The organism is Kitasatospora sp. NPDC127060, assembly GCF_042724935.1.
Taxonomy (GTDB): domain Bacteria; phylum Actinomycetota; class Actinomycetes; order Streptomycetales; family Streptomycetaceae; genus Kitasatospora.
In genome coordinates this window covers 134,605-148,900 of the sequence record NZ_JBHXEG010000007.1, presented here as the reverse complement: position 1 = coordinate 148,900, position 14,296 = coordinate 134,605, and the positions used below count along the sequence as shown (strand labels likewise).

At 73.0% G+C, this 14,296-nt stretch carries 13 protein-coding genes and 1 pseudogene; 6 read left to right on the top strand and 8 right to left on the bottom strand.

What is annotated here, in order from left to right; translation table 11 throughout:
• The first annotated feature begins 20 nt into the window (after positions 1-20).
• The 4 genes from ACFWIS_RS06890 to ACFWIS_RS06875 all read left to right on the top strand — a co-directional run bounded on the left by ACFWIS_RS06890 (position 21) and on the right by ACFWIS_RS06875 (position 2,044).
• The gene (locus ACFWIS_RS06890) at positions 21-212 is read left to right on the top strand and encodes a hypothetical protein (RefSeq protein ID WP_031076542.1); all 192 of its coding nucleotides are present in this window, start codon (positions 21-23) and stop codon (positions 210-212) included.
• A 197-nt stretch (positions 213-409) separates the two neighbouring features.
• Positions 410-931 (top strand): hypothetical protein, encoded by a 522-nt coding sequence (locus ACFWIS_RS06885; protein WP_380453790.1) that lies wholly within the window; start codon positions 410-412, stop codon positions 929-931.
• A gap of 184 nt (positions 932-1,115) precedes the next feature.
• Complete coding sequence (locus tag ACFWIS_RS06880; RefSeq protein ID WP_380453792.1) at positions 1,116-1,514, top strand: SHOCT domain-containing protein; 399 nt, start codon at positions 1,116-1,118, stop codon at positions 1,512-1,514.
• Positions 1,515-1,576: 62 nt separating this feature from the next.
• Entirely contained in the window at positions 1,577-2,044 is a 468-nt protein-coding gene (locus ACFWIS_RS06875; protein WP_380453794.1) for a hypothetical protein, read from the top strand.
• Positions 2,045-2,123: 79 nt separating this feature from the next.
• On the opposite strand, the gene ACFWIS_RS06870 is transcribed toward ACFWIS_RS06875, so the two are convergent.
• From ACFWIS_RS06870 to ACFWIS_RS06855, 4 genes and pseudogenes are all read right to left on the bottom strand, one after another.
• Positions 2,124-2,324 (bottom strand): hypothetical protein, encoded by a 201-nt coding sequence (locus tag ACFWIS_RS06870; RefSeq protein ID WP_110671044.1) that lies wholly within the window; start codon positions 2,322-2,324, stop codon positions 2,124-2,126.
• Between the two features lie 108 nt (positions 2,325-2,432).
• Positions 2,433-5,099 (bottom strand): LuxR C-terminal-related transcriptional regulator, encoded by a 2,667-nt coding sequence (locus tag ACFWIS_RS06865; RefSeq protein ID WP_380453912.1) that lies wholly within the window; start codon positions 5,097-5,099, stop codon positions 2,433-2,435.
• A gap of 265 nt (positions 5,100-5,364) precedes the next feature.
• A pseudogene (locus tag ACFWIS_RS06860) lies at positions 5,365-5,666 on the bottom strand (hypothetical protein); the annotation flags it as partial.
• 81 nt (positions 5,667-5,747) lie between these two features.
• Positions 5,748-5,924 carry a hypothetical protein gene (locus ACFWIS_RS06855; RefSeq protein WP_380453796.1) on the bottom strand — a complete coding sequence of 59 codons (177 nt, stop codon included), beginning with the start codon at positions 5,922-5,924 and terminating at the stop codon, positions 5,748-5,750.
• A 170-nt stretch (positions 5,925-6,094) separates the two neighbouring features.
• Between ACFWIS_RS06855 and ACFWIS_RS06850 the strand changes: the two genes are divergently transcribed.
• Both ACFWIS_RS06850 and ACFWIS_RS06845 read left to right on the top strand, forming a co-directional pair.
• The gene (locus ACFWIS_RS06850; RefSeq protein ID WP_380453798.1) at positions 6,095-7,252 is read left to right on the top strand and encodes a sensor histidine kinase; all 1,158 of its coding nucleotides are present in this window, start codon (positions 6,095-6,097) and stop codon (positions 7,250-7,252) included.
• 42 nt (positions 7,253-7,294) lie between these two features.
• A complete protein-coding gene (locus tag ACFWIS_RS06845; protein WP_380453800.1) occupies positions 7,295-7,936 on the top strand; it encodes a response regulator in 642 nt (213 codons plus the stop codon).
• A gap of 59 nt (positions 7,937-7,995) precedes the next feature.
• On the opposite strand, the gene ACFWIS_RS06840 is transcribed toward ACFWIS_RS06845, so the two are convergent.
• From ACFWIS_RS06840 to ACFWIS_RS06825, 4 genes are all read right to left on the bottom strand, one after another.
• Positions 7,996-10,647, bottom strand: coding sequence for an FtsX-like permease family protein (locus ACFWIS_RS06840; protein WP_380453802.1), 2,652 nt, complete (start codon positions 10,645-10,647; stop codon positions 7,996-7,998).
• Entirely contained in the window at positions 10,644-11,417 is a 774-nt protein-coding gene (locus tag ACFWIS_RS06835; RefSeq protein WP_380453804.1) for an ABC transporter ATP-binding protein, read from the bottom strand. Before ACFWIS_RS06835 ends, ACFWIS_RS06840 begins: the two co-directional genes overlap by 4 nt.
• Before the next feature lie 174 nt (positions 11,418-11,591).
• On the bottom strand, positions 11,592-12,764 hold the full coding sequence (locus tag ACFWIS_RS06830; protein WP_380453806.1) for a serine hydrolase domain-containing protein: 1,173 nt from the start codon (positions 12,762-12,764) through the stop codon (positions 11,592-11,594).
• Positions 12,765-12,879: 115 nt separating this feature from the next.
• Positions 12,880-14,046: a serine hydrolase domain-containing protein gene (locus ACFWIS_RS06825; protein ID WP_380453807.1), complete on the bottom strand. Its 1,167-nt coding sequence runs from the start codon at positions 14,044-14,046 to the stop codon at positions 12,880-12,882.
• Positions 14,047-14,296 lie beyond the last annotated feature (250 nt).

Sequence of the window (14,296 nt, the reverse complement as noted above, 5' to 3'; positions counted from 1 at the left end):
AGCCGGGCCACCATAGAGATATGAGTGCCCCCGTGAACCTCGTCCACCTCGCCGCTGACCTCGCCGTCGACGACGCCAAGGTCACCCCCGGTCTCCTCGGCTTCGTCGTCTTCGCCGCCCTCGGCGTGGCGACGTGGTTCCTGGCCAAGTCGATGAACCGGCAGTTCAAGAAGGTCGACTTCACGGAGGAGCCGGAGGCTCCCAAGGAGTGACCCCCGCGGGCCCGCGGGCCGCTGGACCTGCGGGGCTACGAGCCTCCGGGCGCTTCGGGCCGGCGGGCTCCCGGGTGCGGGTGCCCCGCCCTGAGGCCGACGCCCGCTGACCGCAGCGGGCCCAGCGCAGGCCCGGCCTGCCGCGGTGGCAGGCGTGGCGTGGCCGCCGGGCCGACGCGGGCTCATATGGTGGCCCGGTGAACCGTGTACTCCCGTGGCAGCCCAGACGCCGCCGGGGCGGTCGTCCGGCCTCGCGGACGGACTACGCGGGCGCCGTCTACGGGTCCCTGCTCGCCGCCTCGGTGATCGCCGCAGCGAGCGCGGCCAGCGACTTCCCCCGGATCGAGACCGTGGTGCTCCTGCTCGTCACCGGGCTGGTGTTCTGGGTCGCCCACGTCTACGCACGTCTTGCCGGGGAGAGGGCGGTCGGGCAGCCGGTCGACTGGTCCGAGGCCCGACGGGTCGGGCGCGGTGAATGGTCGATCGTCGAGGCGGCGGTGCTGCCGGCCGCCGCGGTGGCCATCAGCCCCCTGCTCGACCTGAGCCTGACGGCTACCGGCTGGTTCGCGCTGGCGGTCGCCGTCGCGCAGCAGGTCACCTGGGCCTATCTCGGCGCCGTGCACGCCCGCGTGTCGCACACCCAGGCGCGCGTGGAGGCCCTGGTCAACCTGGTGCTCGGGCTGGCGATCGTCGCCGCCAAGGCCGCGCTGGGCCACTGAGGGACGTCGGCCGCCCGGCCCGAATCACCCGCCGGGGGTGGTGTGTTCCGGGTGAACGAGGCGGACCGTTGCAGTGGGCACGTCGGCGGCTGCCGCCGCTGCTGGCCAGCTGCCACGTCGGCCCGGGCGGCCGCTCGCCGTCTGCGGGCGCCCGCCGCCGATCGCCGCTGCCAGGAGGCGCGTGATGGACTATCCGCTGCTGGACATCTTCCTCACCACCATGTGGTTCTTCCTCTGGGTGCTGTGGATCATGCTGCTCTTCCGCGTCTTCGCGGACCTCTTCCGTGACGACACGGTGAACGGCTGGGGCAAGGCCGGCTGGTCGGTCTTCCTGATCGTCCTGCCGTTCCTGGGCGTGTTCGTGTACCTGATCGCCCGGGGCAAGGGAATGGGCGAACGGGAGGCAGCGGCGGCGCGGAAGTCCGAGCAGGACTTCCGTGCCTACGTCCGCGATGCCGCCGGCACCGGGAGCACCTCGAAGACCGGCACGGCGGACGAGCTCGACCGGCTGGCCGAGCTGCGCCGACGCAACGACATCACCCAGGAGGAGTACGAGCGCGCCAAGGCGCGCGTGCTGGCGTGACTTGAGGCCGAGAGCCGGCGCCGTCCGTGGGGAGGGCGCAGATGCGACAGAGGAGTCTTCCGATGGCAACCGCACATCACAAGGCAGAAGCCGGGGCGTGGCAGCAGCCGCGTGCTCGGGGCCAGGGAATGCTGACGTTCGCGGCCGTCTTGATCGGCGTCCTGGCACTGTTCAACGGTCTGGACGGGATAGCCGCGATCAACCGCTCGCACGTCTTCACGCAGAACGCGCACTACGTCTTCGGCGACCTGCGCGCCTGGGGCTGGGCGATCCTCGCGTTGGCGATCGCCCAGGGCTTCACCGTCGTGGGGATCCTGGCCCGGGTGCAGGTGGCCCGGTGGTTCGGCGTGGGAGTGCTGATCCTGAACGCCTTCGCGCAACTGGCCTTCATTCCGTCCTATCCGGTCTGGTCGGTGGTGATCCTCACTCTCGACATCGTCGCCATCTACGCCCTGGTCGCCTACGGGGGCGATCTGGCGGACGAGGTGAGGCCCGCCGCTCGGACGACCTCTCCTGACAGCAGCGGGTGATCGCAGCCACCCCGATGCGGTGCCGTTGCCTGGGTTGCCAGGCACCGGCACCGCATCGCGGCTTGGGCCGCAGTACCGGTCAGTCGGGCAGTTGCCGCAGTTCGGTGACGCGCAGGCCCAGGTTCTGAAAACGGGTCAGGAGTCCGTACAGGTGGGCTTCGTCGACGATCCGGCCGACCAGGACGGTCTGGCTGGCGATCACGAAGCTCTCCAACTCGGGAAAGCCCTCGTCCAGCATGACCTCCGACATGGCGCCGGCAACCCTGATCTCGTAACGCATGCACGCCTCCCCGGTCGGTCGGCGGTCGACGTTCCCGCCCCTGCTTCCCAGGGTCCGCTCCCGGGGCCCGGCGGTCCTCACCCTGGGCAGGTGATCCGGGCGGAGCGGTCACAGCAGATGCAGCCGGCGTGCGCGGTGCACCGCCTCGGAGCGGCGGCTGGTCCCCAGCTTGCGGTTGATGCTCTTCAGATGGGTCTTCACGGTGTTGACCGACACGTGCAGGTCGGCGGCCACCTCCTGGGTCGACATCAACTCGGCCACCCGCCCGAGCACGTCCAGCTCGCGCCCGCTCAGCGACTCGGCGGCCGCGGCCGGCGGGGGGCCCTCCGAGGCCGCGGCCGCCGCGCGCAGGGACTCGGGGAGCCAGCCGTGGGCCTCGGCCAGCGCGGGGCGGCGGCGCAGGAGCGCCGCCAGCCAGGGGCCGGCCTCCAGGAAGGGTCCGCGTAGGCGGTCCGGACGGGCCGTGGCCAGGGCGCGGGCGACCAGCCGCTGGGCACGATCCTCCTCCCCGTCCGCCGCGTGCACCTCGGCCCTCATCAGGAGGGCGCGCGTGGTGATCGCGGGCGCACCGGGCGCGAGCTCGGGAAGGGCCCGGACCGCGGCCTTCCGGTCGCCCCCGGCCAGGCGGGCCCGCGCCGTGGCGAGGGCGTGGTCGACGCCGCCTGACGCGTCCTGCGACAGCACCTCGACCGCGGCCCGGGGGTCGCCGGCCACCACCAGGGCCTCCGAGGCCGCCAGCGCCGTAAGCCCTCTGGCCCAGTGGGACGGGTCCTCGGCGGCGCCCGGATGCTCGACGGAGCCCAGGACGGACAGCGCCTGTCGTGGATCGCCGCGCCGAAGTGCCAGCCGGGACCGGACCACGGCGGTGATCACCGCCTGCAGGGGATCCTGGCAGCGATCCCCTCCCGACTCCGCGGCCTGCCGTGCGCTGAGCCGTGCTGCCGCCAGGTCACCCCGCTCGACGGCGACCTGGGCGAGGACGAGGTGGGCGATGGCCCCTCGGCCGCCGGGTCGCGTCTGCTCGACCTCGACGAGGGCTTGGCGGGCCCGGGCTTCGGCCCGGCCGGTGGCACCGGTCAGCGAATCGACCAGCGCGAGCAGCGCCAGCGGCTCGGACCGGTCTCGCTGCGCGGTGCCGTCCGCGCGGGCGAGGGCCGCCAGCAGGGTCGTGCGGGCCGAGGCGAGGTTACCCGCCCAGAGCCGAGCGGCAGCCAGGTCGGTGAGCAGCCGGACCGTCAGCAGGGGGTGCTCGTTCCAGCGGTCTGCGGGGAGGCGGCGGCGCAGGTGCTCGACGGTCTCGGCCGCTTCCTCCGCCGCGTCGGCCGAACCGTCAAGTCGGGCGGCGACCAGCCGCAGAAAGGCGGCGCTCAGTCCGAGCGGTGTGTCGTCGGGGAGGCCGGCCGTGGTGGCGGCCAGGCGCTTCAGGTGCTGCGTCCCGGCTTCGAGGTCATCGGCGGCCAGCGCCCTGGCCGCCTTGATCAGCTCGGCGGACGGTCCCCGCACGCCTGCCGGCATGCGGGCCAGAAGCGCGGCCGATACGCCGGCTCCCGCGGGGGTGAAGAACTGCTCGACCGCCAAGTCGTCGACGAACCACTCGGCGGCAAGCTCCCACGCGTCGGCGGCGACCGCATGGCGCAGGGCGTCGTCCAGCAGGCCGGCCCGGTGCAGCCAGTGCGCGGCGGTCAGGTGCAGTTCCGACGGCAGACTCGGATCGTCGGCGCGCAGGTGCACCTGGAGGATCTCCGCGAAGAGCGGATGCTGGCGGTACCAGGAGCCGTTCACCCATGAGACGAACGTGTTCGTCCGGGCGAGGCCGTCCAGGATCCGTTCCGCGTCGCCGCGCCCGGTGAGTGCGTCGGCCAGTGCCGGGTGGATGCGGTCGAGAATGCTGGTGCGCAGCAGGAGCTGTCGTGTCCCGGCCGGTTGGGTGGCGAGCACTTCGGCCAGCAGGAAGTCGGCGATCGTGCTGTGCCCGGCCTCGAACTCCTTCAGATACTGCTCGCAGTCCGGTGCGTCGGCGGCGGCCAGCGCCCACAGCCGCAGTCCGGCGGCCCATCCCTGGGTGCGTTCCGTCAGCACCTGGGCTCCGTCGGCGGAGAGTGACAGGCCGTGCCGCTGCAGGAGTTCCGCGGTCTCCTCCGCGGAGAAGGCGAGATCGGCGGCGCGGATCTCCGTGATCTCGTCCGCGGCCCGGTAGCGGTGGAGCGGCAGCAGCGGCTCATTGCGGCCCACCAGCACCAGGCGCAGCTTCCCGTCGGCACGTCGCAGCAGGAGGTGCAACTCTGCGGTGATGTCCGGGTCGACTATGCGTTCGAATTCGTCGAGGACGACCACGAGCGGGCGCCGGCACGCAACCAGCTCGGCGGCCAGGCGGGTTTCCGGCCGGGCGGCGGGATCCGTGAGTGGCGCGTCGGCGGTCTCCGGCGCGAGGACGCCCGCCTGCCCGAGGGCCTGGCGGAAGGCGGTCCAGAAGGCGCCGGGGGCGTTGTCCTCCGTCTCCACGGTCAGCCAAGCCAGCTGGTCCGGCGCACCGCGGCTCCGGGCCCAGTCGGAGACCAGCAGCGTCTTGCCGGCCCCCGCCGGCCCGTTGACCAGCACCAAGGGGTGGTCTCGCACGCCCCGGGTGAGCCGCTCGGCCAGGCCCGCCCGGCGCACGAAGGTGGCCGGGACGCGGGCGGCGCGCAACCGCCCGGTCAGGACCGGGCCCGCGCGGAGCCGGGCGGGTCCGCTCTGCCCGGCAGGGACGGGCAGGTCCTCGGGGTCTGCCGGCATCATGCTCACCGCCGTCGATCCTGGACCGGTGCCGGGCGCGCACGGGTCTCCTGTTCGATCGTCGAACGGGGGTCGCGGCTGCGCAAACGACGGCCTCCCCGGCCGCGCGCCGACACGCGCGCGTGCTCGGCGCGCGCCGGGGCCGCCTGCCACCCGTCCCTCCTCGTCGGGCAGCGGCCGGGTGGCACTGCGGGGGCGGCTCTGAAGCCGGGGGCCAGGAACTCCCGGGCGACGAGAACGGCGGTCATGAGCACGATCGTCGTTTCCACGGCACGATGGCCGCCCCGCCGATCCCCCGCAGCGCCCGCCCCGCCGGGAACGCCGCCGGGTCCCAGCGAAGGTCGCAAGCGGTGAGGCCGCCCCGAACAGGGCGAGTCCGGTCAGGAACAGCCGTCGGCGGCCGTACAGGTCGCCGATGCGGCCGAACCGGAGCAGGAAGCCGCCGGACGGCAGCGCGAACGCGGTGACACCGCAGCGCCGACCGGGGCCAGGCGATGTACCCCGTGGCGGGATAGCGGCGGTGGCGGCGCGTGGCACGGTCGACAGCACTCCCACAGCCGCGCCCACCACCCGCCCGATCAGCCGAAACGGCCCGCCGGGCGAGCCTACGGGCCGTCAGGACCATGGGGCGGTCTGCGATGTGACCGGCGCCTAGGAGGCGTTCTTCTCGCCGCGCACCAGCCACAGGCCGACTCCGCTGGCGACGGCGACCACGCCCGCCACCGCCCGGCTGATGATCGCGGCGGCTCCGGCGAGGTCGGAGAAGTTGGTGAGGTAGACGGCCGCGCAGAGGGCGATGACGAGCAGGATCCAGAGCGTGGCCTTCATGGGGTGGTGCCTCCTGTGCGGAAATGTGGTCGGCAGCCGTGATCGGGGGGCTGCCCTTACGTCGTCCACTCTGCCCGAGTGCTCGGGCGCACACATCAGAGCAGTCCCCCCGATCCATGGTGTAGCCCGCTACACCCCGCTCCCCGCGCGCGTCGCTTAGCCTGATCCGTATGCGCGAACCGGTCCGTAGAGCGGGAAAGGCTTCAGTCCAGCTGCTGGTCGGAGCGGGAGTCAGCGTCGCCTGCTATCTGCTGCTCGGCGTGCTGATGGTCACCGCAGTCATGTCGGTGACCGTGATCGGCGCCGGCCTGCTGCCGGAGGGCGTACTCACGATGCGCCGGCTCGCGGGCTTCCAGCGCCGCCGTACCTCCGCGTGGACCGGAGAGCCGCTGCCGGAGGCGTATCTGCCTCTGGCGGGCTCGCTGACAGCGCGGTTGCGGACGATAGCCGCTGATCCCGGTACGGCGCGCGACCTGTTCTGGATGGCCGCGGACCTCGTCTACGGCATGGCGCTGATGAGCGCGGCGCTGCTGCTGTGGGTGCCCGCGCTGTTGGTCGACGCCGTCTGGTGCGGCGCGGCCGGGAAGGATGCGGTGCTACTACCGCTGATCGGGCGGCTCGCCGACCTGGAGGCGTCCTGGTCGCACCTGCTGCTGCAGCCCTCTCCGGACGCCGGTACGGCCGACCGGATCGAGCAGCTGACCGTCACCAGGGCGGGAGCGGTGGCCGCCCACGGCGCGGAACTGCGCCGGATCGAGCGGGACCTGCACGACGGCGCGCAGGCGCACCTGGTGGCGCTTTCGATGCGGTTGGGCCTGGCCCGCCGGGCGTATGACTCCGACCCGGCGACCGGGCGGCGGCTGCTGGAGGAGGCGCAGGACCAGGCCGAGACGGCCCTGACCGAACTGCGCCATGTCGTGCGCGGCATCCACCCGCCGATCCTGACCGACCGCGGACTGGCGGGGGCCGTCCGTGCGCTGGCGGCGGGCAGCGGGATGGCCGTCGACGTCGAGACGGGCGGCATCGAGGAGGGGCCGCGCGCGCCCGCAGCGGTCGAGGCGGCGGCGTACTTCGCGGTGGCGGAGGCACTGACCAACGCCGCCAAGCACAGCGGGTCCGATCAGGCGCGGGTGGAACTGGACCGGTCGCCCGGGATGCTCCGCATCTCGGTGCGCGACGAGGGGCGCGGCGGGGCCCTGGCGGGCGGTGACGGCTCGGGGCTGCTCGGATTGCGTCGCCGGGTGGCGGCGCTCGACGGAGCCGTGGGCATCGCCAGCCCGGTGGGAGGCCCTACTGTGATCACTGTGGAACTGCCGTGTGCGTGGTGACCACTCAGGTTCGGAAGTAGAGCGTCTCCGAGGGGAACCGTCGTGCGGGTAGTGGTCGCCGAGGACAACGTCCTGTTGCGGGAGGGGCTGCAACTGCTCCTCTCGTCCTCGGGGCACGAGGTGGTGGGTGTGGCTTCCACCGGTCCGGAGGTACTGCCACTGCTGCTGGAGCACCGTCCGGACGTCGCCGTGCTGGACGTCCGGATGCCCCCGGCCTTCCGTGACGAGGGGCTGCGGGCGGCTCTCGCCGCCCGCGAGCAACTGCCGGACCTGCCGGTCCTGGTCCTGTCCCAGTACGTCGAGGAGACCTACGCCGCCGAGCTGCTCAGCGGCGGCGCCAGGGGTGTCGGCTATCTGCTGAAGGACCGGGTGGGCCGGGTCGACGAATTCCTCGACGCGCTGGAGCGGGTGGCGGCGGGCGGTACCGCGCTGGATCCGGAGGTGGTGACGGAGCTGATGCAGCGCCGCCGCGACCATCCACTGGACGGTCTCACTCCCAGGGAGCACGAGGTCCTGGGCCTGATGGCGCAGGGCCAGGACAACGCGTCGATCGCGAAGGCACTGCTGATCACGGAGCGCTCGGTGCACAAGCACATCAGCAACGTCTTCGCGAAGCTGGGCCTGCCACCGAGCGACACCGGGCACCGCAGGGTGCTGGCTGTCCTCGCCTTCCTCAACTCCTGAGCGCCTGCTTTCCTCGGCACCGGCCGCCCCGAGCCCCCGCGTTCCCAAGCCCTTCCGGGTCAGGCGGCGCGGCGGCGCAGCGCCCGGCGGGCCGGGGCGAGTACGCCCGCGAAGCCGGTGAGCACCGGGACTGCCAGCATCAGGCCCAGCTCGGCCGGCGGCAGGTACGGCAGGCTGTGGGCGATGGTCAGGGTGAAGGCCAGCAGGGGGAACGCGGCGACGGCCGCGCCCACCACCAGGCCGGTCGCGGTGACCGCTGCCGCCTCCACCCGCAGCATCCGGCGCAGTTGTCCCCGGCTCGCGCCCAGGCGACGCAGCAGGGCCAGTTCGGGACAGCGCCCGACGGTGATCAGCGCGAGGGTGCTGAACACCGCGATGACGGTGAGGGCGGCGATCGCGGCCATCAGCACCATCGACATGATGCTGTTCAACCGCGCGCCCTCGACGGCGAGCCGGATCGGAGCAGGTGGCGACTGGACCTGTGCCCCGGCGCCGTGGTCGAGATGCTGGAGCGCGGACCGGACACCGCCCGGCTCCGTGCCCGAGGCCGTTGTCACCAGGACCTGCTGAGCCGTCGGCGCGGACATGTGCCGGGCCAACTCGTCCTGCGCCAGCATGAAGTCGCCCAGGGCCAGAGAGCGTTCGTAGACCGCGACCACCTGCAGCCGCTGCTGCTGCCCGTCGTCGAAGCGCAGCGTCACCGTCGAACCGACCCTCGCGTCGAGGGACTTGGCGCGTTCGGCGCCCACCGCCACCGTGCCGGGCTGTCCGAGACCGGTGAGACTGCCGGCGGTCACCCCGGGATCCAGGGTGCCGGTCAGCCCCTCCGGGGTGACCCCGAGGACGGGCAGCCGGTCCAGCAGCGGGCTGCCCGCCGAGGTGTGCGGCAGGATCACCGTGCCCGGCAGGATGTCCGTGGCCGCCGTGACCCCCGGCACCCTGAGAGCCTGCTGGGCCGTGACGCCCGCGCCCGACACCGAGAACTCGGCGCGCATCGCCCGATCGGCCTGCGCGGCCCCCGCGTGGACCATCGTGGAGCCCGCCGAGAACTGGACCGCGACGAAGGCGATCACCAGCACGATCGGGGTGATCGCCGCGCCCAGCCGTCGGGTGTCCGACGTGCAGGCAGCGGCTGCGAGCCTGCCGGACGCTCCGCCCAGACGCCGCATCGGTCCACCCAGGACGAGCAGCGCACCGCGAGCGATCCACGGGCCGAGCACCGCGCAGGCGGTGACCATGGTCACGGTCGCCGTCCCCGCCGCGGCCGCGGCGGCGTCACGGTTCTGCAGCGTCGCGGCACCCGCCGCGCTCACCCCGCAGAACAGCAGGACCAGGCCGGTGATCCGCCGGGCCGTCCCCGGTTCCGCGGGGCGCCCGGTCGGTCGGCCGCAGGCGAACGGGACGACCGCCCGCGCGGCACCGACCGTCAGCCCTGCCATGACCAGGACCGCGGTGAACAGCCACGGCGGGGTGGGCAGTTCGAGACCGTCCGGCAGCGCACCCTGGTCCCGTAGCAGGCGCCGCAGTCCCAGGAAGGCCGGTACCGCGGCGATCGCGCCGACCAGTGCGGCCCACACCGCGATCCGCACCACCTCCCTCCCGACCGAGGAACGCAGCTGGCGCGGAGTCATCCCGACCGCGCGCAGCAGGGCCAGTTCACCCGAGCGCTGTTGGAGCGCCTGGGCCACCAGGGAGGACAGGACAAGCAGCGCGACGACGAGAACCAGCCCGGAGACCGTGGCCAGCATCCCCAGCAACTCCCCCCGGACGGGCGCGGTCGCCAGATGCTCGGCACTCCCACGACCGTCACCGGTCAGCACGCGGAGCGACGCGGAGTCCCCAGGAGCCCGCCGGCCCGCACTCATGTCCTCGACGTGGTCGGCGTCCAGCGCGTGCCGCACCTCGGTGTACAGCTGCTGCGCCGAGACACCCGAGGTGGGCAGCACTCCGATGGCGTCGACGGAGGCAGGGTGCCCCGCGAGCTCCTGCGCCCGGTCCTGGGTGAAGTAGAGCACCGGTGGACCGTCCGCCACGCCGACGACCCGGTAGCTGCCGGCGGTCGCCGTCGTGATCTCCTGCCCGGTTCGAAGACCGAGGCCGGTACCCGCGACCACCTGGTCGGGCTGCTCCGGCGCCCGACCGTCACGAAGCCCGTACGGTGCCAGCGCGGCGGCCGGCCAGGGCCGTCCGACCACTGCCCGGTTCTGGACCTGGTTCCGGTCCGCCGTTCCCGAGGTCGCCGTCCGGCTGTCCACGCGTACCCCGGGAACGGTGAGAACGTCGTCCGCGACCACGGCCCTCACCTCCGGCAGCGAGCGCAAGAGCGCGACCGTGCTGATCGGCACACCGACCCTCTCGGTGAGTGCCGCCGTCGCCGTCGTGGGCGGGTCGCCCCAGGGCTTCGAGGTGTACTGCGTGGACTGGTGGCCGGTCACCACCACCGGCGCCGCGGCGTACCGGTCCACCGAGGCGTGGCCGAGCGCGGCCGAGCCGATGGCCAGGCCGACGCCGCCGAGCAGCGCCGAGACCATCGCGAGCGCCACGAACATGGACGCCCATGCCCTGCGATGGGTCTTCAGCGCACGCGAGGCGAGCAGGCGCGTGGCCGAGCGGCCCTCCCGCCACCGCACCCGCGGCCTGTCGACGCGCTTGTCCGCGGTGCGCTCGGCTGCGGTGCGCTTGTCCGCGGTGCGCTTCCACACCGTGTTCATCGCTGCCTTCCCAGCCCGCGAAGTGCCTCTCGGACATCGCCGGCCTCTGGCTGGGCCAGGCGGCCCGCGATCCTGCCCGAGTCGAGGAAGACCGCCTCATCGGCCCACTGCGCGGCCGTGGGGTCGTGGGTGACCAGGACGACCGTGCGGCCCCGCTGATCCACCGCCGAACGCAGCAGCGCCAGGACCTCCTCGGCGGTCACCGGGTCGAGCGCGGCCGTCGGCTCGTCAGCGAAGATCACATCCGGTTCGGTGACCAGGGCCCGCGCGATCGCCACCCGCTGCTGCTGCCCACCGGACAGCCTGGCCGGGATGTCCTGCGCGCGGTCCGCCAATCCGACCGACGCCAGTGCGGCCAGCCCCCGCTCCGGACGCCCCGCTCCTGCCAGCATCAGCGGCAGCACGGTGTTCTCCAGCACTGTCAACGACGGCACCAGGTTGAGGGATTGGAAGACGAAGCCGATCCGGTCCCGCCGCAGCCGGCTGAGCGCGGGCTCCTTGAGCCCCGCGAGATCGGTTCCCCCGAGTCGCACCGTTCCGCTGGTGGGCCGTTCGAGACCGGCGGCGCACTGCAGCAGCGTGGACTTTCCCGAACCCGACCGGCCCATCACCGCGAGGAAGCCGCCACGCGGCACGTTCATGCTCACCTCGTCCAGCGCGGGCGCCGCTTTCCCGTACCTGCGGCTGACCTTGTCGAGGGTCAACGCATCCCCCTGCCCTGTCGTGACCGTCAGTGCGGGATCGGCGTTCCGCCGCTTGATCTGTCCCATAGCTCCTCGCTCGCTCCGTCCCACGTCAGGCGGCCGGAGCCACCCACCTATGACGCTAGGGATCGCGGGGACGAGCGAGGAGCCTGCCAGTACCCGCCGTCGGGACAGCACGGGCACGTAGGGACAGGTGGAGCCAGCTCCACCTCCGGCACCCTGGACGCCCCGGGGGTCGGGTCAGCGGCAGAGGGCCGCGTCCAGGGCGTCCGCCATGTGCTGCGCGCCGACGTCGCCGGGGATGGTGGTGACCGTGATGGTGGCCGCGCGGCCGTCGTCGGTGACCCCGTCGCGGGAACGGAAGCCCGGAACGGTCCCGCCGTGGCCCCAGGCGAGGCCGCCGCAGGAGAGCGGTTTGCTCTCCAGTCCCAGCCCGTAGCGGATCCCCGGGCCCAGCTCGTCGGCGGGGACGGTGGTGCGCATCTCGGCGAGCTGCGCCGCGGGCAGGAGCCGGCCGCCGAGGAGCGCGGTGAAGAACGAGTTGAGGTCGGTGTTGGTGGAGACGATCGCCCCGGCAGCCCAGGCCATCGAGGGGTCCATCTCGGTGTAGTCGTGGAGCGAGCCGTCGGCTTGCCGGGCGTAACCCTCGGGGTGGGCCTCGTGGATGGTCATGTCCCCCGGGGTGGGAAAGTAGGTGTGGCGCAGGCCGATGCGGTCGATGACGCGCTTGGTGATCTCCTCGCCGACAGGCCGTCCGGTGACCTTCTGGACGATGAGACCCGCCACCAGGTAGTTGGTGTTGCTGTACTCCCAGCGCGTGCCCGGGGCGAAGTGAGCCTTCTGGGCGAGGGCGCCGTCGAGGAGCTCGCGGGGCTCGAAGTAGCGGTGCTGAATCGTGCTGAAGTCCGAGAGCGCGGGTGCGTCCGTGTACTCGGGCAGGCCGCTGGTGTGCTGGAGCAGTTGACGGACGGTGATGTTGCTTCCGTCGATGCCGTCGCCGCGCAGCAGGCCGGGGAGGTAGGTGTCGACGGACGTGTCGAGGCCGATCTTTCCTTCGGCGACGAGTTGGAGGACGGCGACGGCGGTGAAGGTCTTGGTGTTGCTGCCGATCCGTATCTGTCCGTCCACGGGGACCTTGGCTCCGGTGGCGAGGTTGCCGACGCCGGCGGTGTAGCTGTGGGTGCGGCCGTCACGGCCCTTGACCGAGGCCAGCGCGGCGGGCAGGCCGTCGTCCTTCACCAGCGCGTTCAGGCTCACCTGGACACCGTCCGGCCTGCCGCCCGCGAACGCCGCGGTCGGTGCCAGCACCCCGGCCGCCACGACGCCGGCGGCCAAGGCTGCCGTGGCCACCGCCGACCCGCGCCGGCCACGGCGGTGCCGGTGGGCCCGGATGTGCTGTACGTGCTCGTTCACGGAGGAACTCCTCTGCTGGAGGGGGTGATTGGTAGGGTGCGCGGGTTCTGCGCGCAGGCGCGCGCAGAACCCGCTGGTGGTACCGGTGCGGGCGCTCAGGCCGGATCGGGGAGGGTCAGCGGCACAGGGCGGCGTCCGCCGCGGCGTCCATGTGCTGCTCGGCCGCGCCGTTCGGGAACAAGGTCACCGCGATGCTGACCGCGCGGCCGTCCTCGGTGGCGCCTCCGGCGGTCTCGTAGCCCGGAATGGCCCCGCCGTGGCCCCAGTACAGGCCACCGCACGACAGGGGCCGGCTCACCAGGCCCAGCCCGTAGCGGGTGCCCGGGCCCAGCTCGTCGGCGGGGACGGTGGTGCGCATCTGGGCGAGCTGCGCCGCCGGGAGGAGGCGACCGCCGAGCAGTGCTGTGTAGAAGCGGATGAGGTCGCTGTTGGTGGAGACGACGGAGCCCGCCGCCCAGCCCCAGGACGGGTCCAGCTCGGTGTAGTCACGGAGCGAGCCGCCGGCGTCCCGGGTGTAACCCTCGGGGTGGGCCTCGGGGATGCCCATGTCCCCCGGGGTGGGGAAGGAGGTGTGGCGCAGGCCGATGCGGTCGATGATGCGCTTGGTGATCTCCTCGCCGAGGGGCCGCCCGGTGACCTTCTGGATGATCAGGCCCGCCACCAGGTAGTTGGTGTTGCTGTACTCCCAGCGCGTGCCCGGCGCGAACTGAGCCTTCTTGGCGAGGGCCGCGTCGAGGAGGTCGCGTGGTTCGTAGTACCGCTTCGGACCGGTGAGGATCGCGTCCGTGTTCACGTACTCGGGCAGGCCGCTGGTGTGCTGGAGCAGTTGACGGACGGTGATGTTGCTTCCGTCGATGCCGTCGCCGCGCAGCAGGCCGGGGAGGTAGGTGTCGACGGACGTGTCGAGGCCGATCTTTCCTTCGGCGACGAGTTGGAGGACGGCGACGGCGGTGAAGGTCTTGGTGTTGCTGCCGATCCGTATCTGTCCGTCCACGGGGACCTTGGCTCCGGTGGCGAGGTTGCCGACGCCGGCGGTGTAGCTGTGGGTGCGGCCGTCACGGCCCTTGACCGAGGCCAGCGCGGCGGGCACGCCGTCGTCCTTCACCAGCGCGTTCAGGCTCACCTGGACACCGTCCGGCCTGCCGCCCGCGAACGCCGCGGTCGGTGCCAGCGCCCCGATCGTGGCGGCCATGGCGGCCACGGCGGCCACGACTGCCCCCGTCCGGTGCCGGCTGGCCCGACGGGAGAGCCGGAAGCGGTTGTGCGGTTCATGCTCGTACACGAAAGGACCTCTCCGATGAAGGGTGCCGGTGATTCCCGGCTTTGCTCAAGAGGACCATTCGGGGACCGGGGCGTCCGTCCGCACCCAGGACGAGAACGCGCCCGGGAGCAGAGTCCGGGAGCCGCCGGGGGGGCGGGCCCGGGGGCCGGGCCCCCGGGGCCCGCGGGGCCCGGGGTGTACCCCCCCCCCACCGGGACCCACCCCCAACAGGGGGGGCCCCCCCCCCGGGTGGGGGGGCCCGCGAAAGGGT

Coding starts and splice junctions, on each gene's coding strand:
- ACFWIS_RS06890 (WP_031076542.1), top strand. CDS start 21: ATGAGTGCCCCCGTGAACCTCGTCCACCTCGCCGCTGACCTCGCCGTC.
- ACFWIS_RS06880 (WP_380453792.1), top strand. CDS start 1,116: ATGGACTATCCGCTGCTGGACATCTTCCTCACCACCATGTGGTTCTTC.
- ACFWIS_RS06875 (WP_380453794.1), top strand. CDS start 1,577: ATGGCAACCGCACATCACAAGGCAGAAGCCGGGGCGTGGCAGCAGCCG.
- ACFWIS_RS06870 (WP_110671044.1), bottom strand. CDS start 2,324: ATGCGTTACGAGATCAGGGTTGCCGGCGCCATGTCGGAGGTCATGCTG.
- ACFWIS_RS06865 (WP_380453912.1), bottom strand. CDS start 5,099: ATGATGCCGGCAGACCCCGAGGACCTGCCCGTCCCTGCCGGGCAGAGC.
- ACFWIS_RS06855 (WP_380453796.1), bottom strand. CDS start 5,924: ATGAAGGCCACGCTCTGGATCCTGCTCGTCATCGCCCTCTGCGCGGCC.
- ACFWIS_RS06850 (WP_380453798.1), top strand. CDS start 6,095: ATGCGCGAACCGGTCCGTAGAGCGGGAAAGGCTTCAGTCCAGCTGCTG.
- ACFWIS_RS06840 (WP_380453802.1), bottom strand. CDS start 10,647: ATGAACACGGTGTGGAAGCGCACCGCGGACAAGCGCACCGCAGCCGAG.
- ACFWIS_RS06835 (WP_380453804.1), bottom strand. CDS start 11,417: ATGGGACAGATCAAGCGGCGGAACGCCGATCCCGCACTGACGGTCACG.